The following is a 26,743-nucleotide window of genomic DNA, read 5'->3' as shown; positions in this document are numbered from 1 at the left end:
TCTGACGGAGCGGGGCCGACCGTTCACACCGGGGGTGCCTCCACCGCATCGTCCTGCCGCTTCCGCGTCACCACGATGTTCAGAACCAGCGTCGCGGCGAATGCGATGGCGAACGCCACTGCCATCGCCAGCACCATCCCCCACGTCGTCGTCGAGATGAACGGAGCGACGAACGCCGGAAGGTATGCGGAGGCTTCCGCGCCGGTGATGCCGACGACCGTGCCGCCGGCCGTCGCTGCGACGAGAGCGATCGCGAACACCCGCTTATCGCCGAACATGAACGGATACGACGCCTCGACGAATGTGCCGAAGAAGACGTTGACGGCGGATCCTGAACCGGCGAGCGCCCGCTCACCCGACGTCCGTGACCGCACGACGTTCGCGAGCGTGATCCCGAAGGACACCATGACGAGCGAGACCATGTCGATCGCGCCGAAGAAGCTGTGCCCCTTCTCCCCCATCTCGAGCAGCACGAGCGGCAGGATGACCGAGTGGTACACGCCACCGATGATCGCGGGCCACATTGCGAGGCCGGCGAGTGCACCGGCCAGCAGGGGGCTGAAGTCGACGGCGGATTCGATGCCCGCCTTCACCCAGTCGCCCAGCAGACTGGTGAACGGTGCGAGTGCGAAGTAGACGAGAAGGCCGGGCACGAGTCCCGCGAAAGCTCCTGTCACGATATTCGCCGTCGTCGCCGGGAACCTTCTCGCGAGCGTCCAGCGGATGATGGTCGGAGCGACGAGGCCTGCCAGGATGCCGCTCACCAGACCACCGAGGATGCCTCCCTCCTGGGCGAGGATGCCGGCGAGAGCACCTGCGACGACGCCGACCTCGTCGAGCCCGCTGACCCGCCGCGCTGCGACCACGGAGACGACCACAGGCAGCGACGCGAGGAGGAGGTCGAAGACCGGGGCGAGGAAGTCTGCGCCCGGGATGCGGCTGACCGCGAGCACCAGAGCGAGTGCGATGAACGCGGGGATCGAGCCGACCATGATGCCGCGGATGCTGATCCGCCTCCATGCGGGGGCCTCAGCTCCTGGACCGTCTGCGCCCGCGGGGCCGCTCGATGAGCCTCCCAGGACCGGCCTGTACTTCACCGACCAGTGACGGGCGAGTCCAGACACGTAGGCGACCGCACGCGTCGTGCTCGTCGTCCCCGTCGTTCCGGACACCGTGACCATCCGGACGCCGAGCTGCTGCGCCTGCGCGAGTGAGCTCCCGCCCGTCCCCGCGACAGGGAGTCCGGCCTCGGCGGCAGCGGCGAGTGCCTGCGCGTTCACATCGGTGGGATCGGCGCTCATGATGATCAGCCCGTCGACCTCCCCGGCGCGGATCCGCTCGGCGAGTATCGCGTCCTGCTCGCGGACTGCGGTATTGACCTCATCGAGAGTGCCGTCGACGTAGGCGAATGGCACTCCGTCGGCGGAGACCGTCCAGAGCTGCGCAGACGTGTCCGCGCTGATGCCGTCCATCGACGCAGAGGCCGCGACGAACTGCACGTCCACGAGTTCGAATCCCGCTGCCGCGGCCTGTCTCCCGACACCGGAGAGGAGCCGGTGCGGATCGTCGCCCCCATGGCTGCGGAGGTTCCCACCGCTGCTGCCGAGCACTGCGACCGTACGCACCCGTTCGAGCTGCGGGGACGCATCCCCCGCTGCCGTCGATTCCTCTTTCATGGTCCCCTCGCCTTCCGCAGGTGCGGAAACGCCCACGCGACTGCATGTCCACGCGTTCCCAGCGAGCAATTCTAGACCGGTGCATGTGTGCCGCTGTGCGGCGCATCGGTACACCGGTCCCTCCAGCTCCATCCAGCCATCCGGCCATCGGTCGATCCAGCTGACGGGCCACCGGGCCACCCGACCACCCGGCGCTACCGAGCCGTGACCCACCTTCTGCCAGCACACCCGACCGGCGTCGCGCCCTGTCAGTCCCCGATCGCGCTCACGTCCACTGCCGTGGATCCACTATTCGCCGGCGTCAGCGCGATGGCCTCATCGAATGTGATCGGCACGGGCGGCCAGGCGGTGATGACGCCGTCGGGTGCGACGAAATGGACCGCTGCCCAGACCTCGGCGGGCCTGCTGCACTGATAGACGCGGGTATGGACGACGCCGATGTCGGCGCCGATCCGTCCGTCGCCCACCACTGATGCGGCTGTGGCCGTTCCGGCCGCGACCTCTGTGAACGTTCGCGCGGCGAACCCGTGGTCCCCCGATCCGCGGACCTGGACCCGCGCGTACCGGCGACCGGACGGGACGTGGAGTGCGCGCCCCCGCATGAGTCCGCCGGCCAGTACCCACAGCAGCGCGGTCGCGAGCGCCCCGAGGATGAGCGTCCCCATGACGATGTTCCCGTCGAGTATCCCGGGGCCGATGGTCCGGTCGGTGGCGATCAGCGCGATGATCGCGAGAAGGAATGTGATCGCCGCGCACCGCACGGCAGTCCCCATTCCGGGAGACCGCCGCACGATCCACGGGCCGTCGAACATCGTGAGGACAGGATCGAAGCGGAATTCGTGTCGCCTCTCTGGCGGGACGTCTTCTGGCTCGAGAGTCACGGGCGCCTCCGACTCATAAGTCTCGTACACCTCGTGATCGGCCGGCCCGTGTTCGTCCATACGAGAAATATAAGCACGCTCGGACATCCTTCAGATGCTGTGAGCGCATGGCCTCTCATGGCTGACGAGGCAGCGTGAGGTAGCGACGCATGGCGGCATCGCGGTCACGCTCGATCTGGCGCTCGACCTGGTGGCGACGGATCGCCGTCACATGGTCGACCTCATCATCACGATCGGCACGCACAGGCACAGGACCACGTCCCGGCGCAGCAGCGCGAGTCGTACTCCTCGCCCAGCGGACCAGTGCGAGGCCAACGGACAGAGCGATGCGGTTCGGAATCGGATAAAGACGGGAAACGGACATGAGGAACCCTCAGAAAGTTGTTTTCGGGCATAACTAATAGCCCGTCGAGAATGACGGAAGAAGCGAATCATGACCACTGACTAAATGCCTCAGATATTCAGCCTGAAGGCCGAAGTCGACAATGTCATGAAGTGGCGTAAATGATTCGAAGAGAGATCACGCACTGACTCAGACGTCCGCATTGACCGTGAAGCACATGACCGAGAGCGGGGCTCGATCCGAACACCGCTGCCACGTGGCAGCGACGCCAAGACAGGTGGCGACGACCTCAGATAGGTCTGCACAGTGCAGAAGCAGAGTTCAGACGACGAGTCTCACACTGAGTGCATCATGCTGCGCACGCCTGACGCGCAGGCCACCCGCCTGCAAAACCACTGAGGCCCTGCTCGATCGGGGGAAACGCGATGGCTGTGCACGACGAACGCGCCCTTGGAGGCTCTACGCCCACGTGGAGGCACTGCACCCGCGCCACGGCGAGTACCGTTAATGAGCGCGGTGGAAAGCGCGCCGCTCCAGCAGCGGGAGGGCTCTGCCTCCGTGTGCACCAAGGGACGGTCCGCCTGTCGCGGATACGAGCTTCGTTGCATCGTATTTCATCGTTCTCGCCCCCCTTTCTGCTTGGCCGCAGATCATCTACTGGCCGCAGATGCCGATGATCCGGCATTCAACTCGCTTGACTCGAGATTGAACCCGAGTGACTCATTCTCAGAGCTCCGAAGATTGGAGCGTGTGGAAGAAATCACATTTACAGTAACACGACCATTTCGGTGCCACAAGAGTTCTTCACAAGAATTCCCGAAGTTTTTACAGCAGTGCAGGTGATGCCCGGTCACACCGTGTTCTTCAGCGTGGGCACCACTAGGACCGGCGAGGCGCTGCGATTGAGCACGGACTGGCTGACCGAGCCCATGAGCAGACCGGTGAACCCTCCGTGGCCGCGGGTTCCGAGCGCGACCACCGACGCCGATCGCGTTGCCTCCGACAGCACGCCCGCAGGCGTTCCGTCATAGAAGCGCCAGTGGACGTCGAGGTCCGGATGCCGGTCCTTGACGATCGTCACCAGCGTGGAGAGGTGATCCGTGTAGCGCGAGCGGATGCTGGGGATGTCGATGTTGTGCTCGACCGGGTTCGGATACCACGCATCCGCGTTCAGCGGCGTGGCGGACACGAGCGTGAGGGAGCGACCGAACATCTCCGCGAACCGTGCTGCGGCGAGCGCGATGCGGCGGGAGGGCTCACCCAGATCGATGCCGACGACGATCTCCTGCCGGAAGTTCATCTGGTCCGCGACATTGTGGAACGCCTTCCGCCGCGGCTTGGGCGGAGTCGACTCGGAGAGGAGCTCCGTCGGCTCCGTCGCCGCATGCTCGCCGCCCGGCTGATCCTGCCCCGGTGCGAAGATCCTGCTGGCATCCGGTGTCTCCCATCTCTCCGGGATGATGAGCGCCGGACAGTGCCCATGCGCGGCCAGAGCTGCGGACACACTGCCGAGGAACCGGCCGGCGAACCTATTGCGTCCCCTCTTGCCGACGACCGCGAGGCGGGCGGTGGCACTCTCACGCACGAGTGCATCTGCGGCGTGCTCGTCGTAGGTGGCGAAGCTCGCCTCGATGCCGTCGGCCTTCGCCTGCTCCGCGAACGCCTCAAGCGGGTGACGCGCGTTGGACTCCATCGCCCTGCGGAAGTTCTCCGAGACCGTCAGCCCCGATTCGTGGTCGGCGAACGTCACGCTGTAGCAGCCGACCAACCGCATGCTCCAGCCCTGCCTCTTCGCAATGGCGAGCGCCACCTCGAACGCTCGTGCGCTGTTGGCGGATCCGTCGACGCCCACCAGCACCTGATCTCTGACCGTGGATTCGCGCATGTCGTTCATGTCACGATTTTACTCTTCTGCACAGCTGATTTGTAGACCCGTGACAGGACTGAGACTCTGCGTCTCGGCGCTCACACGCGGCGGTGACGGCGGGTCAGCCGCCCGCAGCGGCCACGGCCTCGGCGTCGGTCGCCGCCGCCTCAGCGCGCAGCCGGGACTCGACCTCTCGGGTGAACCGCGCGACCTCCTCGGCCGCTCGCGCCTCATCCCACCCGAGCACGGGAGCGACCAGCCGGGCAGACGCCTCCGCCGCGGCCACACCGCGGTCGGGCACCTCGAACTCGAGCCGCAGCCGGCGGTGCAGGACGTCCTCCAGGTGCAGGGCGCCCTCGGCGCGGGCGGCGTAGACGACCTCGGCGGCGGTGCAGTGCTCGGCCCCCGGCAGAGGATGGGCGAGCGCGGGATCCGCATCGATCAGCGCGAGCAGGTCCGCCAGCCGCCCGCCGTACCGGGACAGCAGCCTGTCGAGTCGGGCCTCGTCCCAGCCGTGGGCGCGCAGGTCGCGGTTCGCCAGCAGCAGCGACCTGCGCGATGCGGACAGCTCCGCGCCGTCCGCGCCCAGCAGCGGGAGGTCCTCGGTGCGCGACCGCGACCGGGGGAACCGGCTGCGCACGGCGAAGTCCACCGCGTCGGCCGCCATCACCCGGTAGGTCGTGAACTTGCCGCCCGCGATCGCGCTGAGGCCCGGTGCGACCTCCATGACGGCGTGCTCGCGGGAGACCCGCGCACTGTCCTCCGCCCCGTCGACCGGCTGGAGCAGCGGTCGCAGTCCCGCGAACGATCCGATGACATCCTCCCTGGTGAGAGGATTCTCCAGCACGGCGTTCGCGGCCTCGAGCACCCGGTCGATGTCCGTCGCCGTCACGAGGGGGCGGCCGACGTCCTCGTGCCACGGCGTGTCCGTCGTCCCGATCAGCCACAGGTCGCCCCACGGGATGAGGAAGAGGACCGAGGTCTCCGTCCGGGTGATGACGCCGGCCCCCGCGGGCGCGTCGATCCGGTCGCGGGGCACCGTCACGTGGATCCCCTTCGACGCGAGGACCTCCAGCCCCGTGTCCGCGCCGGCGGAGTCCTGCTGCTCGCCGGTCCACACGCCCGTCGCGAGGATGGTCGCGTGCGCGTGCACGGAGATCTCCTCCCCCGTCTCCTCGTCGCGGATCCGGGCGCCGGTGACGCGGGTGCCGGCAGCGCCCTGCGCGTCCTCACGCAGGTAGTCCACGACGCGGGCGTAGTTCGCCGCCGAGGCCCCCAGGCCCACCGCTGATCGCACCAGTGCCTGCGTGAAGCGGGCGTCGTCCACCTGAGCGTCGAAGTACTCGATCCCGCCGTGGGGCGTCCTGAGACCGGGGAACCTCTCCCGCGACTGGGTCGCACCCAGCTGCCGGTGGGTCGGAACCGCCCGCCGCTGACCGAGACGGGCGGACATGACGTCATACAGGGTGACCCCCGAGCCGACGTAGACGCGATCGGCCAGCGGGTTCTCGAAAGGGAGGATGAAGGACACCGGCTTCACGAGGTGCGGAGCGATCCGCGTCAGCAGCAGGTCGCGCTCCTTCAGCGCCTCCACGACGAGTGGGAAGTCGAGCATCTCGAGGTACCGCAGACCGCCGTGGATCAGCTTCGATGACCGGGACGAGGTGCCGCTCGCCCAATCGGCGGCCTCCACGATCCCCACGCTCAGACCGCGGGAGGCCGCATCCAGTGCGATGCCGGCACCGGTCACCCCGCCGCCGACCACGAGGACGTCGAGCGGAGTGGCGGGCGAGGTGCGGTCGAGCGCGCGCAGCGACGCGGCGCGGGTGAGCGGATTCAGCGGGGCGGGGCGCACGGTGGACCTCGTTCCGACGCGGGGGCCTGGACCCCCAGCCTAGTGGCCACGATCCGTGCGGCGACACGATGGCCGAATACGTGCGCAGACCCCGCAGAAACGGCAAGGAACCTGGTTATATGTACGTGAGTGACGCTGCGCGGGGAGCCTCCGCCATCCCGCAGCGGACCCCGTCCCCCGCAGTGCACCGATGACCCAGGAGACCGCCGATGAGCTACAGCCCGCGCGACCGCCGCAACCTCGCAGCCGGCGCGGCCGATGGCGGCGAGGCGACCACTGCCGCGATCCCGGCGACAACGGCTCCGACGACTCCGATGGCGGTGGCGGACCCCGCCACAGCGGTGATGCCCGCAACCGCGGCGCCCACCCCGGGGACCTCGGCACCAGCGGGCGCACCTGCCATCACCACCGGCACCACCGCCGGCACGCAGCTGCCCCCGTCTTCCGTGACCCGCCCGCCCAAGTTCGCGTGGTTCCACATCCTCCGCACGGCGTTCCGCGAGTTCTTCGCGGATGAGTCCATCGACCTCGCCGCCGGCCTCACCTTCCGCGGACTGCTGTCCGTGTTCCCCGCCCTGGTCGCGCTCGTGTCGATCCTCAGCCTGCTGGGCCAGGGCGGTTCGGTCATCACCTCGGTGCTCGATGAGGCGGAGAAGGTGGCTCCCACCGACACGCTGAGCTCCGTGCGCCCCTTCCTCGAGTCCGTGCTCGACACCCCGGCACCCGGCTGGGGGCTCATCGTCGGCCTCGCCATCGCGCTGTGGTCGGCGTCCGGCTACGTGAAGGCGTTCAGCCGCGCCATGAACACCGTCGTCGGAGTGCCGGAGGGCCGCGGCCTCATCGTCTTCAACCTGGTGATGTACCTGCTGACCGCGGTCATCCTGATCCTGGGCGCCCTGGTCCTGCTGGTCTTCGTCATCTCCGGACCGATCGCCGAGGCCGTGGGAGGCCTGCTCGGGATGGGCGGCATCGCGCTCACGGTCTGGAACGTCGCGCGGTGGTTCGTGCTCGCGTTCATCGTCCTGCTCCTCGTCGCGCTGCTGTACCACGCGACCCCGAACGTCAAGGGGCTGCGGTTCCGGTGGCTGAGCGTCGGCGCCCTCGTCGCGATCCTCGTGTCCATCCTCGCGACGCTGGGATTCTTGTTCTACATCTCGCAGTTCGGCACATACAACGCGACGTACGGTGCGCTGACCGGCGTCATCCTCCTCATGCTGTGGGTCTTCATCATGAACTCGACCCTGCTGTTCGGCGCCCAGTTGGACAGCGAGATCGAGCGTGTGAGGCAGCTGCGCGCGGGGCTGCCCGCGGAGGAGGAGCTCCAGCTGCCCGTCCGCAGCACGAAGGCCAGCGACATCCAGGCGAAGAAGTACGCCGACGACGTCCAGCGGGGCCGAGCCATCCGGCTCTCGTCAGCAGCGTACCGCGCCGAGGCCGGCCAGACTCGTCACGGTGATGAGGACGGTGCGGCTCCCGGCCGGCGTCGGACGCGCAAGATCGCGCCGCAGCTGCGTCGGACCCCGCGCGGCCGCCACTGAGTCGTCGCCTCGGTCTCCGTGGTCACCTGAGGCGTCCCAGTCACGTCGACCGTCGGAACCGCCACTGACCGGTCGCGTCAACCGCCCAGGCGCACCGCGACGTTGTCGAGCAGCCGTGTCGACCCGACCCGGGCTGCGACCAGCATCCGGGCCTCCTGACCCGGACGGGCCTCGCCCAGGTCCGGGTCCGTGACGACGAGGTAGTCGGGCTGGATGCCGTGGGCGGTCAGGACGGCGCGAGCGGCCTCGAGCGCGGCGGCCTCTCCGCCACCGGCAGCGTCGATGCCGGCCCGCAGAGCGGCCGCGATCGACGCGGCGAGCGCACGCTCCTCCCGCTCCAGGTACGCGTTGCGGGAGCTCATCGCGAGGCCGTCGTCCTCGCGGACCGTGTCACCGCCCAGCACCTCGACACCCAGGCACAGCTCCTCCGCCATGAGGCGGATCAGGGTCAGCTGCTGGTAGTCCTTCTCCCCGAAGATCGCGATGTCCGGTCGCACCAGGCCGAACAGCTTCGCGACGACCGTGAGGACTCCCTGGAACATGACGGGGCGGTGCTCGCCCTCGAGGATCCGCCCGAGCGGACCCGGGTCCACCCGCACCGTGCCGTCGAGCCCCGCGGGGTACATGACTTCGACGGTGGGCGCGAAGATCACGTCGACCCCGACCGTCGCACACTTCCGGACATCGGCATCGAACGTGCGCGGATACTCGTCGAAGTCCTCTCCCGGAGCGAACTGCGTGGGATTCAGGAAGATCGAGGTGACGACGGTGTCCGCGAGCGGGCGCACGTGCTCCATGAGGGACAGGTGCCCGGCGTGCAGCGCTCCCATCGTCGGAACGAGGGCGACGGTCCCGGAGGTCGCTGCGCGCAGCTCCTCACGGGTGCGGACGATGAGCGGTTCGGGCATGGGGGCCTTCCTGATGGGACTGGTGAGAACAGAGCGGTGGGAGCAGAGCAGCTGGTGAATCCGCCGGAGCCCGCGTGACTGCGGAAGCCGGTGGGGCCTCGGCGGCGGGTCAGGCGTTTTGCGTCGGCACGACGAGGACCGGTGACACGGTGCGGCTGAGCACCGACTGGCTCACGGACCCCAGGAGGAGTCCGCTGAAGCCGCCGTGCCCGCGGGTGCCCAGGACCACGAGGGCCGCCGTCCGGGTGGCCTCCGACAGGACACCGGCGGGCGAGCCGTCGAACAGGCGCCAGTGCACCTCCAGGTCCGGGTGCTTCTCCCGGATCGTGCCGGTCATCCACGTGAGGTGCTCCGCCCGGTACTCGTGCATGGAGCGGACCTCCAGCGCACCCTGACCCGGGTAGGGGAAGCGGGTGCCGACGGTGATCGGGACCGCCGCCACGAGGGTCAGCGCGCGACCCGTGATCGCCGCGTACTCCGCAGCGCGGGCGGCGACGGGACCGGAGCTCTCCCCCAGGTCGACGGCCGCGATGACGTCTCCGTCGAAGTTGAGGGCCTCCGCGACGTTCTCGAACGCACGGCGGTCCTCACGCTCCGCACCGGATGCGGAGACGAGCTCTGCGGGCTCCGTCGCCGCCGCCTCGCCGCCCGGCAGATCCTGTCGGGGAGCGAAGAGGGCCTCCGAGGCCTCCGCGTCCCACTTCGCGGGGATTACCAGCGTCGGACAGGCCGAGTGCGCCGCGAGCGCGCCGGACACGCTGCCCAGGAAGCGGCCGGCGAACCGATTGCGGCCGCGCTTGCCGACGACGGCGAGCGCGGCCTCCTCGCTCTCACGGATGAGGACCTGCGCGGCGTTCCCCTCCTGCACGTCCGCGCTGACCGGGACCCCCGCGGCCTCGGCCTGCTCGACCATGTCATCGAGCGGCTTCCGTGCTTCCGCCGACGCCATGTCCCGGAACGAGCCGAGGATCTGGTCGCCCGCCTCGAAGTCGTAGGGCGGGAGGTCGTACGCAGCGACCAGCCGCAGGGACCACCCGCGCCGCTGGGCCAGCGACAGGGCGATGTCGAAGGCGCGCGCGCAGTGCTCCGATTCGTCGACGCCGACCAGGATGCGTGCAGTCGTCGTGGAACCGTCGGGTGCCGGAGAATCAGTCGTGTCCGTCATGGGTCCACGGTATCGGGAGATGTACGTCACTGTGGAGAGGCGACAAGACGATGCCGCCGAGGCTGGATCCGCCGCATGCCGCCGCCGATCGCAGCGCTCATCAGCGACGGCGCTCGGGCGTGGCGCGCCGGCCTCGCCGCAGGCCTGTGCGCATGCTGAGGACGGGCCGCCGCCTCCCGTCGGCTAGGGTGAGGGTACTTGCGAGCCCGGTGACGGGTTCCCTGCGTCGTTTGGACGCCTCGTCATTCGAACCGTGTGGACTGCCGGTTCTCGATTCCGAAGCCCATTCCTTGCGGCGAACGAGCCCACCATCCGGTGTGCCCGCCACTGCCCCGGCATGGTCCTTCGTCATCTCAGATGCGCTGCACCGTGCACCGGCACGTTGAAAGGCTGTTCCATCAGCGCTTCACAGACTTCTTCTGCACCGACCACCTTCGCCGAACTGGGCGTTCCCACTCCCGTCGCGCGCGCCCTCGCCGCCGACGGCAAGGTCGACGCCTTCCCCATCCAGCAGGACACGCTTCCCGACACCCTGGGCGGCCGTGACGTCCTGGGCCGCGGCAAGACGGGCTCCGGCAAGACGCTCGCCTTCTCCATCCCGATGGTCGCCCGCCTGGGCGCCCAGAAGGACGCCGCGAACCTGCCGCAGCGTCCGCGGGGACTGATCCTCGCACCCACCCGCGAGCTCGCGACCCAGATCGACGCGGTCATCGCGCCGCTGGCACAGGTGTACGGCATGCGCACCACCACCGTGTTCGGCGGTGTGAGCGCGAACAAGCAGATCTCCGTCCTGCGCCGCGGCGTCGACATCGTCGTGGCCTGCCCCGGTCGCCTCGAGGACCTGCTCCAGCAGCGCGCGCTCACGCTCGACGCTGTGGAGATCTCGATCCTCGACGAGGCCGACCACATGGCTGACCTGGGCTTCCTCCCGGGCGTCACGCGCATCCTGCAGAAGACCCCGACCGACGGTCAGCGGATGTTCTTCTCCGCCACGCTGGACAACGGCGTAGACAAGCTGGTGCGCCGCTTCCTCCACAACGAGGTCCTGCACTCCGTGGACGCTCCGGAATCCCACGTGTCCGCGATGACCCACCACGTCTTCGAGGTGCCGAACGACGACAAGAAGGATCTCGTCGCCCGGCTGGCGTCCGGCATGGGCCGTCGCATCCTCTTCACCCGCACGAAGCACCAGGCGAAGCGCTACGCCAAGCAGCTGACGAAGCAGGGCATCCCCGCCGTCGATCTGCACGGCGATCTGTCCCAGCCGCAGCGCGATCGCAACCTCGCGGCTTTCGGCGGCGGACGCACCCGCGTGCTCGTCGCCACGGACGTCGCCGCCCGCGGTGTGCACGTGGATGACGTCGAACTGGTCGTCCACGTCGATCCGCCGGCTGAGCACAAGGCCTACCTGCACCGTTCGGGCCGCACAGCGCGTGCGGGCAGCGCCGGCGACGTCGTCACGGTGATGCTGCCCGAGCAGCGCCGCGACACCCAGATGCTGCTGCGCAAGGCCAAGGTCCAGGTCACCCCGGTCGCGGTCACTGCGGAATCCGCAGAGGTCGCTCGCCTGGTCGGCGAAATCGCCCCGCACGTGGAGCCTGCTCCCCCGGCCCCGCCGCAGCAGCAGGGTCGCGGAGGCCAGGGCGGCCGCGGTGGACGCGGCGGTCAGGCCGGTCGCGGTGGCCAGGGCGGCCGTGGCGGTCAGGGTGCCGGCGGCGGAGGCCGCGGTCGCCGAGGCGGTCGCGGCGGATCCGGCGGAGGCACCGGCGGTGCCCCTCGCGGTGGATCCGAGGGCGGTCGCAGCACCGGTGCCGGTGGCGGACCCGGAGGCTCCGCGGGCCGCGGCAGTGCCGGTCGCGGCAGTGCCGGTCGCGGCAGTGCCGGTCGCGACTCCGGTCGGTCGCGCAGCCGCTCGTACTGATCGCGGCGGCTCTCACCACAGCTCGGTGCTTCTCATCAGAGCACGGTGAGGTTGGCCGCCCGCAGTGTGACGTCCGGTCCCCCGGAGAAGGACACCTGGAGGAGGTTCCCCTCCTCGCCCGCGCGTTCCGCCGAACCGTCGCCGCGGTAGATCAGGACACTGCGGACGTCCTGGTCCGGCCCCGCGTCGGAGGCCCCGCGCGCCTCCTCGATCGCCGCGTCCAGATCGACGTCGAGTGAGTCCTCATCCAGGTACACGCCGTCGCTGCTGTCGCCCATATCGGACACGCGTCCCACATCCGTCGTCTGCAGGTAGAGGGATCGGAGCTCGTCGTCCTCGTCCACCCCGATGACGCTGGTCGACTCCTCGTCGAGAACGATCTGCTCGATGCTCATGAGCCCGGCTTCGGCCGCACGGTCCAGAGCGGCGGCCACGGTCGTCTCGTCCATGGGGACGACGGCGTCGAGCTCCTCCGCGATGGGCGGCGGCTCCCACGGACCACCGGGATCCCCGTCGTCCATCGAGTCATCGCCCACGGATGCAGATTGAGAGGCAGCAGGGCCCGCGAACGGGTTCACTCCCCGGACGAGCAGCGCGCCCGCACAGGCGGCGCCGGCCGTCACGACTCCGACGACGGACAGTGCAGTGATCCGCCGCCAGCGCGGACGGGTCCGGGCGGCCTCGGCGTCATCGGCGGGTTCGAACGGGACGTCTGCCACCAGTGCATCGAGGTCGCCGAAGGTCGTGGCGGACTCCACGCCGGCCAGACGCTCCTCGTACAGAGCATCGGTCAGCCGGCCCTCAGCCACTCCCTGGGCGTCGACCCACGGTCGCCCGGCTGCGGATCGTCGATGAGCGGTGCGGCGAAGACGCCGCCTGCGAGGCCCACCAGTACGGCCACCGTCATGACGGCCCCCACGGACTGCCGCACCGTCCGGGTGCCTCCGCGGCCTCCGCGTCCGGCAGACGCTCCGTCATGTCCACGCCCGCGTGCTGCGGGGACCGGCAGGTCGCCGCGCGGCAGGTCGGTGACGAGCTCTTCGAGGCGCTCGAGCGACGTCGCCGCGAGTGCTTCTTCCGTGCGCCGGGAGAACTCCGCGTCGTTCAATCGCCCGTGCGCATACCCCTCGGAGAGGACCTCACGGTAGGAGTCCCGCTGTCCGAACGACGGACGGTGAGAGGGACGCGGGACGGGCATGCACCCATTGTGGACCACGCCCTCCGGGGCGAACGAAGCCGGGTTCGGCGGGGGCCGTCGTCCGTCTGTGCGACCCTCCGCAGGGGCCTCGGCAGCAGCGACTCAGCCGTCAGAGCTGACCCGGTAGGACGCCCCCTGATGGTCGTCCGCGAGCCACGGCCCTGAGCCCAGCAGCCGTTCGCGCACCGTCTGACCGGCCTCGCCGTCGGCCAGCAGGCCGCGCCGGCGCAGCTCCGGGGTGACATACGTGCCGAACCGCTCGAGGTCCGCTGGACGCACGGCCGCGGACACGTTGAAGCCGTCGACGTCGGTCTCCTGCATCCAGCGCTCCAGTTCGTCGACCACGGTGGCGGGCGATCCGATGATGACCGGTCCCCGACCGCCGATCGCGACGAACTCCGCGAGGTCCCGCACGGTCCAGGTCTTCCCGTCGGACAGGGTCGTGAAGGACGCGAGAGCGGACTGGTTCGCATCCGTCTGGATGTATTCCAGCGGCGCATCCGGTTCCGCACCGGCGAGGTCCACCCCCGTCCACCCCCCGAACAGGGCGAGCGCGGACTCCGTGTCGACGTGCTCGCGGTACTCGTCGAACCGCTGCTGCGCCTCCTCATCCGTGGCCGCGACGACGATGGTGGCGAGCGTGAAGATCTTCACGGCGTCCCGCGGGCGCCCGCGCTCCTCGAGGCCGTCGCGGATCCCGTCGACCCAGCGCCGCACCAGCTTCGTGGTGCCGCCGGACAGGAAGATCGCCTCCGCGTGGTCGAGCGCGAACTGCTGGCCCCTGCTCGACGACCCCGCCTGGAAGAGCAGCGGTGTCCGCTGCGGGCCCGGCGCGGTGAGCGCCTGGCCAGGAACGGAGAAGAACGTCCCCTCGTGCTCGATGTCGTGCACCTTGGCCGGATCGACGAAGACGTTCGCGTCGGCGTCCGCCTGCACTGCGCCCGGCTCGATCGAGCCCTCGAACAGCTTGTACATGACCTCCATGTACTCATCTGCACGATCGTATCGCTCGTCGTGCGGGATCTGCCCCTGCATCCCCAGGTTCCGTGCCGCGGAATCCTGGTAGCTCGTCACGATGTTCCACGCGACACGGCCGTCCGTGAAGTGGTCGAGCGTGCTCAGCGTCCGTGCGAGCAGATACGGCTGCTCGTACGTGACGGACGCGGTGACGCCGAATCCCAGGGTCCGGGTGACCGCCGCCATCGCGGGGATCGCGACGAGCGGGTCGAGCAGCGGGAACTGCACCCCGCCCCGGTACGTCGCATCCGCTCCCCCGCCGTAGACGTCGTAGACGCCGGGGATGTCCGCGAGGAAGAGCGACGCGAAGCCCGCGTCCTCGAGCGTGCGGGCGACGTCCGTCCAGTAGGACAGCCGGGTGAAGTCCGCGACCCCGGATTCGGGGTGCCGCCACAGGCCCGGTGACTGGTGCACCGGCACCATCATGTCGAAGGCGTTGAGCTGGATAGGCTTCTGTGTCATCGGTGGGAGGACTCCTGAATGGTTCGAGGCGGATCGGTTCGAAGGGATTGGTTCGAGGGGAACGGGCTCATGCTGCGGCGGCGCGGAGTGACGCCTCAGCACGGGCCGGATCGTGTGCGGCGAGGGCGGCGAGGGCGGACAGCACGCAGAGCAGGGTGAGGTAGCCGCAGATCAGCCAGGGCGTGCTTGAACCCGCGACGAACAGCAGTGCGGCGATCATCGGCATGATCCCGCCGCCGATCACGGTGCCCAGCTGGTAGCCCATGTTCACGCCGGAGTAGCGGACCTCGATGGGGAACTGCTCGGCGAACCACGCGGCCTGCGGCCCGTAGACGGCGTCGTGCGCGAGGTTCATCCCCAGCACCACGATGATCGGCAGGAAGATCAGCGGTCCGCTGTCCAGGAACGCGAAGAAGATCCACCCGAACACGCCGATGCCGATGATGCCGCCCAGCGTCACGGCCTTCCGGCCCACCCGGTCGGAGACCCAGCCCCAGAACGGGCCGGTCACGAGGCCGAGCGCGGACGCGATCATGACGGCGGTGATGCCGGACGTCGAGTCGCCGCGCTGGTCGGCCAGGTACGTGAGCATGTACACGGTGATGAGGTAGTACACGCTGTTCTGCGCCAGCCGGAGTCCGATCGTCACGAGGAGCACGCGGGGGTGCTTCGTGACGACCTCCCACAGCGGCTGCTTGGAGACGTTGCCGGATTCCTTGTGCTCGAGGAACTCCGGCGCGTCGGCCACGCCCAGCCGGATCCACAGTCCGAGCACGACGAGCAGCGACGACGCGAGGAACGGGATGCGCCAGCCGAACTGCGCGAACTGCTCATCCGTCAGGAGGGTCTGGACGAGGAAGAACGAGCTCGTGGCCAGCAGCATGCCCGCGGCAGAACCGATCTGCGTGAAGGATCCGAAGAATCCGCGTCTGCCCACCGGCGCGTGCTCGACGGACAGCAGCGCGGAGCCGCCCCATTCGGCGCCCGCGGACAGGCCCTGGACGATGCGCAGGACGACGAGGCCGAACGCCGCCCACCAGCCGATCGCCTCGAACGTGGGCATGAGGCCGATGAGCGTCGACGCGACGCCCATCGTCATCAGTGAGGCGACGAGGAGCGCCTTCCGACCGATCCGGTCGCCCAGGTGGCCTGCGATGATGCCGCCGAACGGCCGGGCGAAGAAGCCCACCGCGAGTGACGCGAAGGAGGCGAGCGTGCTGCCGAGCTCCGTGCCCGTCGGGAAGAACTGCACGTTGAAGATGAGGGCCGCCGCCGTGCCGTAGAGGTAGAAGTCGTACCACTCGATCGTCGTGCCGGCGAAGGCCGACGCGAGCACGCGCTGCTTGCCCGCGAACAGTCCCTGCGATCCGGAGGGGACCGCCGCCGAGGTCGTCGTGACCGCCGACGTCATGCGCTCGGTCCCGTCGTGGTCGCCGTCGTCGCATCGGACGTTGCCGTCGCGTCGGATGCCGTCGCGGTATCGGATGCCGTCGGCTTCGCATCGCCGATCGCGTTGAGCCCCACCGGGAGGGTTCCGTTGATCCAGTAGTCGCCGATCGCTCGGGCGCGGAACGAGATCGGATTGTGCGTCGCGACGGTCTGCGCGTTGCGCCAGTGACGGTCGAGCGCCTTGGACCTCGAGGTGGCAGAGGCGCCGACGGTGAGGAAGAGGTCCTGTGCCGCGCCCAGGGCGAGTTCGGGGACGGTGACCTGCGCGTGCTCGACGGCGATCTCCGACGTCTGGACCGCCTCGGGCACGGTGCCTGCGAAGTCCGCGCGATCCGCACCGGATGCGGTCGCAGCCTCGATCCCCTCGTCGAGGACGCGGGCGGTCTGCAGGACGGTCGCCTCGGCGGCGTAGGCCTTGGCAGCGATGCGGCCCGTCGCCTCCTGGATGAGCGGATCCTCACGGAACGGCAGACCCAGTCCGGTGTTGAAGGTGCGCTTGCGGGAGCTGATCGTCGCGGCCGCATCGCGGCGGGAGGCGCGGGCGATGCCGGCGAGCACGGCGAGGAGCACGAGCTGGAAGAACGCGGCCTCGTGGATGGCCTCGACGGTGCCCGTGATGCGGTCGAACACGGCGTCGTCGTCCACCGGCACGTCCTCGAAGGTCGTCGTGCCGGTGCCGGTGAGCTTCTGGCCGAAGCCGTCCCAGTCGTCGTCCACGCGGACCCCGGGGGCATCGATCGCGACGACGGCGAAGCGGCGGCCGTCCTGACCATCCAACGAGGCGGACACACGGGTGTAGTCGCTGAAGATCGTGCCGGTCGAGTAGAACTTCTGACCTGTGAGGCGCCAGGATCCGACGGCCCCGGTGAGGACCGTGCTGAGATCGCCCAGAGCGTTGCCGCCCTTCTCCGTGGACGCGTTGCCCACCGTCGCACCGGCGAGCACACGCGGGTACCACGCGTTCTGGATGTGGGCGGGCTGGAAGCGCAGCGCCTCGAGGAACCCGGCATGCGACCGGTAGAGGTGGGCGATGTTGGAGTCGGCCTCAGCGAGGTCGATGAGCAGACGGGTGAAGGTCTCGATGGTCACTCCGGGGCCGCCGTGCTCGTGCGGGACGCGGAGCGCCCCGAACCCCGCCTCGTCGAGCGCCTTCACCTCGTCGAACGGCAGGCGGCGGTCGAGTTCGCGGGCGAGCGCACCCTCGGCGATCCGCGCGAAGAGCGGGCGGAACCGATCGCTCAGCGACTCGTAGTCAGCGGGGAGCGTGCGGCTCGGCGGGGTCGCGGTGGTGGTCGACATCCGTGGTGGGCCTCCTGAGCGGCGGGCCGTGGACCGTCGCCTCGTGTGATCGTCGTGAGGTGTGCTGACCGTGATGTGGAGTCAGACGAGATCGAACGTAGTGAGGGACGCGACCTCACCGAGTGGCTCGCGTCACACGGCGTCATGCGGCGTCGCACGGGGACACACGGGAGTGGATCGTGAGGCTTGGGCCGCCGGGCGCGGTCAGGCGCGGTGAGACACGGGGCGATCAGAACGCGCCGAAGAGGAAGCCCAGTCCCGCGATGAGGGCCACGCCGATGATCGGCGTGCCGATGGTGATGACGCCGATGTCCTTGTAGGACTCCCGGTGCGTGAGCCCGGTGACCAGCAGCAGCGTGATGACCGCGCCGTTGTGCGGCAGCGAGTCGAAGCTCGTCGACGCGGTGGCGACTGCGCGGTGGATGATCGCGGGATCGATGCCCTGCGCCGCAGCCATCTGGGCGAACTGGTCCCCGAAGGCCTCGAGCGTGATGGCGAGGCCGCCGGACGCAGACCCCGTCACACCGGAGATCACGGCCGTCGTCGCACTCGAGGTGAGCACGGCGTTCCCGCCCATGCCGAACAGCCCGTCGCGGATGACGGTGAACGCGGCCAGTGAGGTGATCACGGCACCGTAGCCGACCTCGGTCGCGGTGTTGAAGACCGGCAGGACGGAGTTCTTCGCACCCTCGGACAGCTCGTCGACCATGGCGCGCGCCCGCCGGGGCCGCAGGACGAACACGGACAGGATGGCGACGAGCATCGCCGCCGTCACCGACCAGACACCGATGACGTCTGCGACCGTCACATTGCCGAACAGGTCCTCGGCGAGGTAGTCGGTGTTCCACGACGGGATGATGACGAACGTGAAGAGTGCGTTCGCGCCGATCACCGCGATAAGCGGGAACAGACCGGCGAGGAATTCGAGCAGAGTCGTCCGCTTCGCGTCGACCGCGGTCGCCGCACCGGCGGTGCCGGGTGCTGCGGGGACCGCACTGTCGTCGGCGAAACCGTCGTCGCCGGCCCCGCCCTCCGCGTGCGGAGCCGCCCCTCGCCGCTCCATCACGGTGAGGTCGTTGAAGCTCTCTCCGGCCGCACGGATCTTCTTCTCCCTCCACCGCAGGTAGAGGATGCTCAGGCCGAACATCACCAGACCGGTGATGAGGCCGAGGAAGGGCGCGGAGAACGTGGTCGTGCCGAAGTAGCTGGTGGGCAGCGTGTTGTGGATCTGCGGCGAGCCCGGCAGCGTGCCGAGCGCGAACGTGAGGAAGCCTGCCGCGATCGCTGCGGGGACCAGGCGCTTGGGGATGTCAGCCTGCTGGAAGAGGGACCGGGCGATCGGGAAGACGGTGAAGACGACGACCCACGCGTTGATCCCTCCGTAGGTGAAGAGCGCACTGAGGAGTGCGGTGATGAAGATGGCGTGGCGGGCTCCGACGACGCGCGCGATCCAGCTGGCGATGCTCTCCGCGAACCCGCTGACGGTCATCAGCTTCCCGAAGATCGCCCCGGTGAGGAACATCGGGAAGTAGCTGATGATGAAGCCGCCCAGTGCGGGCATGAAGATCTGGGTGTACCCGGCCAGGAGCGGCACTCCGGCGAAGAGCATCGCCACGGCTGCGGCGATGGGGGCGACTGCGATCACCGAGTGGCCCCGATAGGCCAGTCCGATCAGCAACGCCAATGACACGAAGATGCCTATGAGTCCCCACGACATGTACGTACCTCTCCCCGGTCGGCCGGCGCCTCAGCGCGGAGCCGGACCACTCGGCGTTCTTCAGTTTTCAGTCGGACGTCCGACTAATCCGAGGAGCAATGCTACTGCTGGCTGTGGTGGGCACCACGTCGGGTCCGCGATGTGACCCTGCACCAGTGGAGTACGCCATGCGGACGCGCCTGCAGCGTGATCGCGGTAACAGGCACAATCCAAGAGTTGTGCAACATCCACGATGAGGAGGAAGTTTTGAGCAACGATCAGGACGGCATGGGCGGCGCCGACCCTCAGGACCAGCTGAATGACCTGCGGATGTCCGAGAAGGCCCTGCCGCTGCTGAACCACGTGAAGCAGTTCATCAGGGACACCGTCGACCCGATGCATGAGGAGTGGCTCACGCTCGGCGAGGGCCACGAGGACCGGTGGACCTACGCCCCCGGACAGCTCGAGATTCTGCAGACGGCCAAGGACAAGGCGAAGGAGGAGGGCCTGTGGAACTTCTTCCTGCCCGATTCGGAGACCGGTGAGGGCCTGTCGAATCTCGACTACGCCTTCATCGCGATCGAGCTCGGCAAGAGCCCCCTGGCTTCGCAGGTGATGAACTGCTCCGCACCGGACACCGGCAACATGGAGGTCCTCGAGCGGGTCGGCACGCCTGAGCAGAAGGAGAAGTGGCTGCAGCCGCTGCTCGACGGCGAGATCCGCTCGGCGTATGCGATGACCGAGCCGGACGTCGCCACGTCCGATGCCAAGAACGTGAGCACGTCGGCAGTGCTGGAGAACGGCGAGTGGGTGATCAACGGCGAGAAGCACTACATCTCCGGTGCCGGGGATCCTCGCTGCAAGATCATGATCATGATGGTCAAGACCAACGATGACGGCGAGCGGGGTCGCAACCACTCGCAGATCCTCGTGCCGATGGACACCCCCGGGGTGGAGGTCGTCGGCCCGATGCACGTCTTCGGCGATGACCACGCCCCTGCGGGCCACATGCACATCCGCCTCACCGACGTGCGCGTCCCGGAGTCGAACATCCTCCTGGGTGAAGGTCGCGGATTCGAGATCTCGCAGCTGCGTCTGGGCCCGGGTCGCATCCACCACTGCATGCGCACCATCGGCAAGGCAGAGGTCGCCCTGGACTACATGGTCAAGCGCGGCAACTCACGCACGGCGTTCGGACAGCCGCTGTCCAAGCTGGGCGGCAACCTCGAGAAGATCTCCCGGGCGCGGATCGAGATCGAGTCGATGCGCCTGCTGGTGCTCAAGGCGGCCAAGGCCATGGACGTGCTGGGCAACAAGGAGGCCCGCATCTGGGTGTCGATGGCGAAGGCCGCGGTCCCGGAGAAGGCCTGCAAGATCATCGACCAGGCCATCCAGATCCACGGTGCGTACGGGATGTCGCAGTTCACGCCGCTTCCCGACCTGTACGCGGACGTGCGGCACCTGCGCTTCGCCGACGGACCGGATGAGGTCCACCACATGGTGGTCGGCCGCCACGAGCTGGCGCAGCACTGATCAGAGCACTCTCCACGCGCTGAGCACTGAGAGCGCGCGGGTGACGGATCTGTTCCGGTCACCCGCGCGCTCTCGTCATGCGCACTCATGGCATGGGCGCGCTCAGCAGTGGGCGGTCGACTGCCCTCAGTCGCCGGTGATCTCCAGGGGCAGTGAATCATCGGCGGCCCATTCGGTCATCGACCCGTCGTACACCGCCACGTCATCGCGGCCCAGCTGGGCCAGGTGGAACGCGACGTAGGTCGCGGCGATCCCTCCGCCGCAGTAGGTGACGACGCTCCGATCCTCATCGAGTGCTCCGGTCGGAGTGAGCCGCTGTCGCACCGCATCCATCGACCCTGCACGATCATCGACCTTCAGGTCGCGCCAGAAGACGTTGGCCGATCCGGGGATGTGGCCCCGTCGGGCGTAGACCTGCTTCGCACCGTCGAAGATGTCCGGGTCCAGCGCATTGATGAGCTGCACATCGTCAGTCTCGAGTGCTGTGAGCACCGCCGCCTGATCCGCGAGCAGCTCGGGCCGACGCCGTGCGGTGAACGTGGCCGCAGGCGTCGTCTCCACACCTGCGGCGACGGGCAGATCCGCCTCCTGCCACGCGGCGAACCCGCCATCGAGGACCGACACCTCGTCGAAGCCCTCCAGACGCAGGTTCCACCACAGCCGGGTCGCCCACATGTCCTCCCCCTGGTCGTAGACGACGACGTGGGTTCCCTCGCCGATGCCCAGAGCCCCGGCCCTCCGCGCGAAGGCCTCGCTCGGCAGCACCGTGAAGTACCTCCCGGACTCCTGATCGGCGAACTCGAGGAGCAGATCGGCGAACACCGCCCCCGGGATGTGCGCCTGCTCGTAGGTGCTCCGCCCGCTTTCGGCGACGCGCGCTCCGTCACCCGCCGGCCGGTTCAGGAAGGTCGTCGCATCGACGATCAGGAGGTTCGGATCTGCTGCGTGTTCGGCGAGCCAGTCGGTGTCGACGAGGGCCGGGATGCTGGACATGTCTCTCCTGGAGTCGCGGTCGATACGGTCCGTGGTCGTGGTTCTGGTCAGTGGCGAGTCGAGCGCGAGTGCTCTGACCCGCCCTAGCGCGGCATGTCGACGAAGCGCGACTTCGCGCCCTGGAACGCGACCGGGATGTCACCCGTCGGGCCGTTCCTGTGCTTCGCGACGATGATGTCGGCCTCACCCGCACGCGGGTGCTCCTTGTCGTACATGTCCTCGCGGTGGATGAGCAGCACCATGTCCGCGTCCTGCTCGATCGAGCCGGACTCACGCAGGTCGGAGATCATCGGCCGCTTGTCCGTCCGCTGCTCCGACGAACGGTTCAGCTGCGACAGCGCGATGACCGGCACCTGGATCTCCTTCGCCAGCAGCTTGAGCGAACGGGAGAACTCCGAGACCTCCTGCTGACGCGATTCCACGCGCTTGCCCGACGACATGAGCTGCAGGTAGTCGATGACCACCATGCCCAGGTTGTGCTGCTGCTTGAGGCGGCGGCACTTCGCGCGGATCTCCGGCAGCGCCATATTCGGCGAATCGTCGAGGAACAGCGGCGACTCGTGGATCCGCCCCATCGTCGTCGCGACCGACGTCCAATCGCTCGAATCCAGTTCCCCGCGCCGCAGGTTCTGCAGTGGGATCGCCGTCTCCGCGCTCAGCAGTCGGAGCCCCAGCTCATCGGCTGACATCTCGAGGGAGAAGAACACGGTGGCCCGCGAGTTCTGGATCGCCGCCGACCGGACGAAGTCCAGTGCCAGCGTCGACTTGCCCACACCGGGACGCGCCGCGATGACGATCATCTGCCCCTCGTGCAGACCGTTCGTCAGCTGGTCGAACTCCTCGAAGCCCGTCGGCACGCCCGCGGGACCGTCCACGTTGTCACTGAGCTTCTCGATGTTGTCGACGACACGGTCGATGACCACGCCCAGCTGCTGGTAGTCCTCCGTCGTCCGGCGCTCGGTGACCTGGTAGATCTCCGCCTGTGCGCTGTTGACGAGCTCTTCCGCGTCGCCCTCCGCGTCGAAGCCCATCTGCACGATCCTGGTGCCCGCCTCGACCAGCTTCCGCAGCAGTGCGGCCTCGCTGACGATCCGCGCGTAGTAGCCCGCATTGGCGGCGGTCGGCACGGAGGCGATGAGCGTGTGGAGGTAGGCCGCTCCGCCGATCCGCGCCAGGTCACCCGACTTCGTGAGTGAGGCCGCCACCGTCACGGCGTCCGCGGGCTCGCCCTTCGCATAGAGGTCGAGGATCGTCTCGTGGATCGTCTCGTGCGCCGGCTTGTAGAAGTCTTCGGGGCGCAGCACCTCGATGACGTCCGCGATCGCGTCCTTCGACAGCAGCATGCCGCCCAGGACGCTCTGCTCCGCCTCGACATCCTGCGGAGGCGTCCGCATACCCGCGTCCGACCGCTGCCACTCACCCGATTCGCTCACGCACACGCCTTTCCACACACACCCGACGGCACCGCCGCCACGAACCACCGGTCAGCCCCGCGCGCACCGCACAGAACCGTTTGAGGACACTCGCCCAGCACCAGGTGCAGGGCACTCCAGGCTATCGCGTCGTGGCCCTCTCACCGCACCAGTCAGACGTATCGGATCACCCACCAGCGGTCACCCTCACCACTCCATCACGAAGATGCAGAACGGGTGGCCCGCCGGATCAGCGTAGACACAGATCGGTTCGTCCGGATGGTCGGATTCGTCACGGATGAGCGACGCTCCCAGAGTCAGTGCCCGGTCGTGGCACTCCTCCAGCTCTGCGGTCGTCGCCACCGTGAAATCGAGGTGCAGCTGCTGCGGCACGTGCGGAGACGGCCAGGTCGACCGCGGGACCTCCTGGGCGTACTGGAACGCCAGCATCCGCCCATCGACACCGCGGATGATCTGCCACTCATCTGCCTCGGCGTCGTCCGGCCCGTTCCCGGGCGCGGGCTCCCACCCCAGCAGCCGCCGGTAGAAGTCCGCGAGCCCGTGGACATCCGTCGTATCGAGCACCGTGGATCGCAGTCGTGGGTACGTGACCTCATTCATGCGCACCAGTATGGGCCGAGGGACGGACACGGGGACGCTCGACCGCGACTCGACCGGGACTCGACCGCGACCCCGCTCGCGACCCCGCTCGCGACCTCCGCCGCGACCTCGGCGGCGCCTCCTCCCCCGTCGAGTGAGTACAACCCGGAGATGTCCGGCAGGAAACGGGCCGACTTGCACTCACTCGATCCGATAGACGTCAGACCAGAGAGCCCGCATCACTCCCGGGTCGCGTTCACTCCCGGGTCGCGTTCACTCCCAGGTCGCGGTGTCCGGGTCGATGCCCCGGGCGCGCGCGTTCTCGTCCACGATCGCGGTGAGCCAGGCCGCGAGCCCGGCGGCCCGCTTGTCGTAGTGCTCCTGGAACCGGGGATCCTGCACGTACATGCGGGCGATGCACACCTGTTTCCGGTGGCTGATGTCGAACCACTGGCCGATCGAGGCTCGGTGGCGCTCCGCGAGCGCGTTCGCCTCCTCGGAACCGGGTGCGACGCCCGCCGCCATCGCGGAGGCGAGATCGGCCTCGAACGTGTCGTTCTCCTCCTTCACCCGCTTCCAGTCATCGGCGGTCATGCGGTTCTTGATCGTCTCCGACTGCTCCCACTCCGGAGTCTCGCCCCAGTTCTGCCGGGCCTCGTCCTCCCACGCCGGATCCCAGTCATCGCCCAGGATGTCCGCCTGCTGCTGTGCTGTCAGTCTGTTCTCGCTCATATGAGCCTCCTTCATCTGATCCACTGCGGCGACCATGTGCCGCAGGCGGTCGATGCGTTCGGAGAGCAGGGCGCGCTGGACATCCAACTGCTCGACGACGTCCGCGTCGGGATCGTCCAGCAGGGTCCGCACCTCCGACAGCGACAGTCCCAGCTCCCGGTACATGAGCACCTGCTGGATCCTGGCGATGTCCGATGCGGAGTAGACCCGATAGTCCGACCACGTCCGCTCCGCCGGGGTCACCAGTCCGATCGCATCCCAGTGATGCAGGGTGCGCACACTGATACCCACCGACTCGGCGGTCCGGCCGACCGTCAGGCCGTCGTCGTCCACGTCCATGTCTCCATTCTCGACCACGGACACAACGGTGGGGCCTCACGCTGCGTGAGGGTCAACCTCGCCTGCGAGAGCGTGGACTGTCGCGCTGAACGCGGCGACGACTTCGTTCAGGCCCCTTGTCACGCGACCATTCAGCGGCCTACCGTCATGTCACCTGGCTTAATGCGCATTCAGCCGCAATTGGATCACAGGCGTTCCGCCAGGCGGAGCACACGCACACGACCGGAGGAGCGAAGGTGACATACACGTACCGCGGTGACGACCGCGACGTCACCGGTGACGGTCCGGGAGGCGCCGCGCGGATCCGCGACGCCGCGATCGACCTCTACGGACGACGCGGGTTCGACCACGTGACGCTCAAGGACATCGCCGTCGCGGCGGGCGTCTCCGCGCCGCTGGTCATCCACCACTACGGATCCACCGCGGGTCTGCGGACTGCGTGCGATCACCACATCGCCGACCAGATCAGCCGATCGAAGACCGATTCCGTCCACCGCGGTCATCTGCCGCGCAGCTACGTGACGGAGCTGATGCAGACGCAGAAGCATCTGCTCCTCTACCTCTTCCGCGCATTCGCGGTGGGCGGTGAGCAGACGGACCACCTGTTCGACCAGCTCGTGGAGGACTCGCTCGTCTACACCGCGGAGGGCGAGGAGCTGGGCCTCGTGCACCCCTCGTCGGACCCGCGCCGCCGAGCGGTCATCATGATGCTCCAGTCGTTCGGTGCGCTCCTCCTGCACCGCCAGATGAAGCGGCACCTGGACATCGACCCCATCGACGGTCCCCCCGAGGACATGGGCCCGTACATGGCCGGCGTCCTCGAGCTGTACACGCAGCCCGTCCTCAACGCTGACGTCTATCGCAATCTCATGGACATCGACGACGACACTCATCCCGGAGCACAGCCATGACACCATCGCATCCCCTCATCACCGCTGAAGGCCTCGTGAAGTCCTTCGGATCCGTGCGTGCGCTCGACGGCCTCGACCTCACGATCGCCCACGGCGAGGTCCATGGATTCCTCGGCCCCAACGGCGCGGGGAAGTCCACGACGATCCGCATTCTTCTGGGACTCCTGCGGGCGGATCGCGGCGCCGTCCGCATGTTCGGTCGCGATCCGTGGAAGGACGCCGTCGAACTGCACCGCAGACTCGCCTACGTCCCCGGCGACGTGGAGATCTGGCCGCACCTCACCGGCGGTGAGGTCATCGACATGTTCCTGCGCCTGCGCGGAAGCTATGACGCCCGCCGGCGCAATGCACTCATCGAGCGCTTCGACCTGGACCCGCGGAAGAAGACGCGGACGTATTCGAAGGGCAACCGGCAGAAGGTCGCGCTCATCGCGGCGCTGGCCGCGGATGTCGACCTGCTGCTCCTCGACGAGCCCACCGCGGGCCTCGACCCGCTCATGGAGGCGGTGTTCCAGGAGGTCATCCGGGAGAAGCGTGCCGATGGCGTCTCGGTGCTCCTCTCCAGCCACATCCTGTCTCAGGTGGAAGCGCTGTCGGACCGCGTCTCGATCATCCGTGCCGGTCGGATCGTCGAATCGGGCTCTCTCACGGAGCTGCGCCACGTGACGCGGACGACCATCGAGGTCGAAACCGCCCATCCGGTCGGCGACCTCGGCGGAATGGAGGGCGTGCACGGACTCCGCACTGAAGCCGGCCGGACGGTCTTCGACGTCGACGGCGACCGCGTCCCCCAGATCATGACCGCACTCGCCCCGCGGGAAGTGCGCTCTCTCGTCGCCCATCCGCCCACGCTCGAGCAGCTGCTGATGCGCCACTACGGACACGCCGCGACCGACGAAGCCGCCGCAGACGCCCCCGCCTCGCCCGACGACGCGAAGCACTGAGGAG

General features: G+C 68.6%; 22 protein-coding genes. 5 read left to right on the top strand and 17 right to left on the bottom strand.

Translation table 11 applies throughout. From position 1 onward, the window contains the following. Nucleotides 1-23 precede the first annotated feature (23 nt). From FM105_RS02360 to FM105_RS02345, 5 genes are all read right to left on the bottom strand, one after another. Complete coding sequence (locus tag FM105_RS02360) at nt 24-1,676, bottom strand: hypothetical protein (RefSeq protein WP_087004057.1); 1,653 nt, start codon at nt 1,674-1,676, stop codon at nt 24-26. Between the two features lie 248 nt (nt 1,677-1,924). Continuing rightward, nucleotides 1,925-2,617: a hypothetical protein gene (locus tag FM105_RS02355; RefSeq protein ID WP_087004054.1), complete on the bottom strand. Its 693-nt coding sequence runs from the start codon at nt 2,615-2,617 to the stop codon at nt 1,925-1,927. A 55-nt stretch (nt 2,618-2,672) separates the two neighbouring features. Continuing rightward, nucleotides 2,673-2,921 carry a hypothetical protein gene (locus FM105_RS14450; protein WP_143275788.1) on the bottom strand — a complete coding sequence of 83 codons (249 nt, stop codon included), beginning with the start codon at nt 2,919-2,921 and terminating at the stop codon, nt 2,673-2,675. A gap of 829 nt (nt 2,922-3,750) precedes the next feature. Then, entirely contained in the window at nt 3,751-4,794 is a 1,044-nt protein-coding gene (locus tag FM105_RS02350) for a universal stress protein (RefSeq protein WP_087004051.1), read from the bottom strand. A 94-nt stretch (nt 4,795-4,888) separates the two neighbouring features. Beyond that, a complete protein-coding gene (locus FM105_RS02345; RefSeq protein WP_087004049.1) occupies nt 4,889-6,622 on the bottom strand; it encodes a glycerol-3-phosphate dehydrogenase/oxidase in 1,734 nt (577 codons plus the stop codon). A 209-nt stretch (nt 6,623-6,831) separates the two neighbouring features. On the opposite strand from FM105_RS02345, the gene FM105_RS02340 reads away from it, so the two are divergent. Beyond that, entirely contained in the window at nt 6,832-8,160 is a 1,329-nt protein-coding gene (locus FM105_RS02340; RefSeq protein WP_256970160.1) for a YihY/virulence factor BrkB family protein, read from the top strand. Between the two features lie 77 nt (nt 8,161-8,237). On the opposite strand, the gene panC is transcribed toward FM105_RS02340, so the two are convergent. Next, nucleotides 8,238-9,068 carry a pantoate--beta-alanine ligase gene (panC, locus tag FM105_RS02335; protein ID WP_087004046.1) on the bottom strand — a complete coding sequence of 277 codons (831 nt, stop codon included), beginning with the start codon at nt 9,066-9,068 and terminating at the stop codon, nt 8,238-8,240. A 109-nt stretch (nt 9,069-9,177) separates the two neighbouring features. Continuing rightward, nucleotides 9,178-10,233 (bottom strand): universal stress protein, encoded by a 1,056-nt coding sequence (locus FM105_RS02330; RefSeq protein WP_087004043.1) that lies wholly within the window; start codon nt 10,231-10,233, stop codon nt 9,178-9,180. A 382-nt stretch (nt 10,234-10,615) separates the two neighbouring features. Here FM105_RS02330 and FM105_RS02325 point away from each other — a divergent pair, with 382 nt between their 5' ends. Next, entirely contained in the window at nt 10,616-12,154 is a 1,539-nt protein-coding gene (locus tag FM105_RS02325) for a DEAD/DEAH box helicase (RefSeq protein WP_256970159.1), read from the top strand. A 35-nt stretch (nt 12,155-12,189) separates the two neighbouring features. Here FM105_RS02325 and FM105_RS14765 read toward each other — a convergent pair whose 3' ends face one another. From FM105_RS14765 to FM105_RS02295, 6 genes are all read right to left on the bottom strand, one after another. Beyond that, the gene (locus FM105_RS14765; RefSeq protein ID WP_087004038.1) at nt 12,190-12,963 is read right to left on the bottom strand and encodes a DUF1707 SHOCT-like domain-containing protein; all 774 of its coding nucleotides are present in this window, start codon (nt 12,961-12,963) and stop codon (nt 12,190-12,192) included. Beyond that, nucleotides 12,945-13,352, bottom strand: coding sequence for a DUF1707 SHOCT-like domain-containing protein (locus FM105_RS02315; RefSeq protein ID WP_087004036.1), 408 nt, complete (start codon nt 13,350-13,352; stop codon nt 12,945-12,947). Before FM105_RS02315 ends, FM105_RS14765 begins: the two co-directional genes overlap by 19 nt. Before the next feature lie 102 nt (nt 13,353-13,454). Continuing rightward, nucleotides 13,455-14,831: an LLM class flavin-dependent oxidoreductase gene (locus FM105_RS02310; RefSeq protein ID WP_087004033.1), complete on the bottom strand. Its 1,377-nt coding sequence runs from the start codon at nt 14,829-14,831 to the stop codon at nt 13,455-13,457. 67 nt (nt 14,832-14,898) lie between these two features. Further along, nucleotides 14,899-16,242, bottom strand: coding sequence for an MFS transporter (locus FM105_RS02305; protein WP_087004030.1), 1,344 nt, complete (start codon nt 16,240-16,242; stop codon nt 14,899-14,901). Further along, nucleotides 16,239-17,579 (bottom strand): acyl-CoA dehydrogenase family protein, encoded by a 1,341-nt coding sequence (locus FM105_RS02300; protein ID WP_087004027.1) that lies wholly within the window; start codon nt 17,577-17,579, stop codon nt 16,239-16,241. Before FM105_RS02300 ends, FM105_RS02305 begins: the two co-directional genes overlap by 4 nt. Nucleotides 17,580-17,808: 229 nt before the next feature. Continuing rightward, nucleotides 17,809-19,296, bottom strand: coding sequence for a GntP family permease (locus FM105_RS02295; protein WP_087004024.1), 1,488 nt, complete (start codon nt 19,294-19,296; stop codon nt 17,809-17,811). A 246-nt stretch (nt 19,297-19,542) separates the two neighbouring features. On the opposite strand from FM105_RS02295, the gene FM105_RS02290 reads away from it, so the two are divergent. Then, entirely contained in the window at nt 19,543-20,808 is a 1,266-nt protein-coding gene (locus tag FM105_RS02290; protein WP_218777887.1) for an acyl-CoA dehydrogenase family protein, read from the top strand. Between the two features lie 126 nt (nt 20,809-20,934). Here the strand turns inward: FM105_RS02290 and FM105_RS02285 are convergent, their stop codons facing one another. The 4 genes from FM105_RS02285 to FM105_RS02270 form a co-directional block, all read right to left on the bottom strand. Next, complete coding sequence (locus FM105_RS02285; protein WP_087004020.1) at nt 20,935-21,801, bottom strand: sulfurtransferase; 867 nt, start codon at nt 21,799-21,801, stop codon at nt 20,935-20,937. 83 nt (nt 21,802-21,884) lie between these two features. Beyond that, on the bottom strand, nt 21,885-23,195 hold the full coding sequence (gene dnaB / locus FM105_RS02280) for a replicative DNA helicase (protein ID WP_087004018.1): 1,311 nt from the start codon (nt 23,193-23,195) through the stop codon (nt 21,885-21,887). A 225-nt stretch (nt 23,196-23,420) separates the two neighbouring features. Further along, nucleotides 23,421-23,834, bottom strand: coding sequence for a VOC family protein (locus FM105_RS02275; protein ID WP_087004015.1), 414 nt, complete (start codon nt 23,832-23,834; stop codon nt 23,421-23,423). 252 nt (nt 23,835-24,086) lie between these two features. Further along, the gene (locus tag FM105_RS02270; RefSeq protein WP_087004012.1) at nt 24,087-24,884 is read right to left on the bottom strand and encodes a MerR family transcriptional regulator; all 798 of its coding nucleotides are present in this window, start codon (nt 24,882-24,884) and stop codon (nt 24,087-24,089) included. Nucleotides 24,885-25,120: 236 nt separating this feature from the next. Here FM105_RS02270 and FM105_RS02265 point away from each other — a divergent pair, with 236 nt between their 5' ends. Together FM105_RS02265 and FM105_RS02260 are read left to right on the top strand one after the other, a co-directional pair. Beyond that, a complete protein-coding gene (locus FM105_RS02265; protein ID WP_179207019.1) occupies nt 25,121-25,795 on the top strand; it encodes a TetR family transcriptional regulator in 675 nt (224 codons plus the stop codon). After that, nucleotides 25,792-26,739: an ABC transporter ATP-binding protein gene (locus tag FM105_RS02260; RefSeq protein ID WP_087004006.1), complete on the top strand. Its 948-nt coding sequence runs from the start codon at nt 25,792-25,794 to the stop codon at nt 26,737-26,739. Before FM105_RS02265 ends, FM105_RS02260 begins: the two co-directional genes overlap by 4 nt. Nucleotides 26,740-26,743 lie beyond the last annotated feature (4 nt).

It is taken from the genome of Brevibacterium yomogidense (genome assembly GCF_900163715.1).
Classification (GTDB): domain Bacteria; phylum Actinomycetota; class Actinomycetes; order Actinomycetales; family Brevibacteriaceae; genus Brevibacterium; species Brevibacterium yomogidense_A.
Note: the sequence above shows the minus strand (reverse complement) of the source record. Positions and strands in the feature narration are given on the sequence as shown.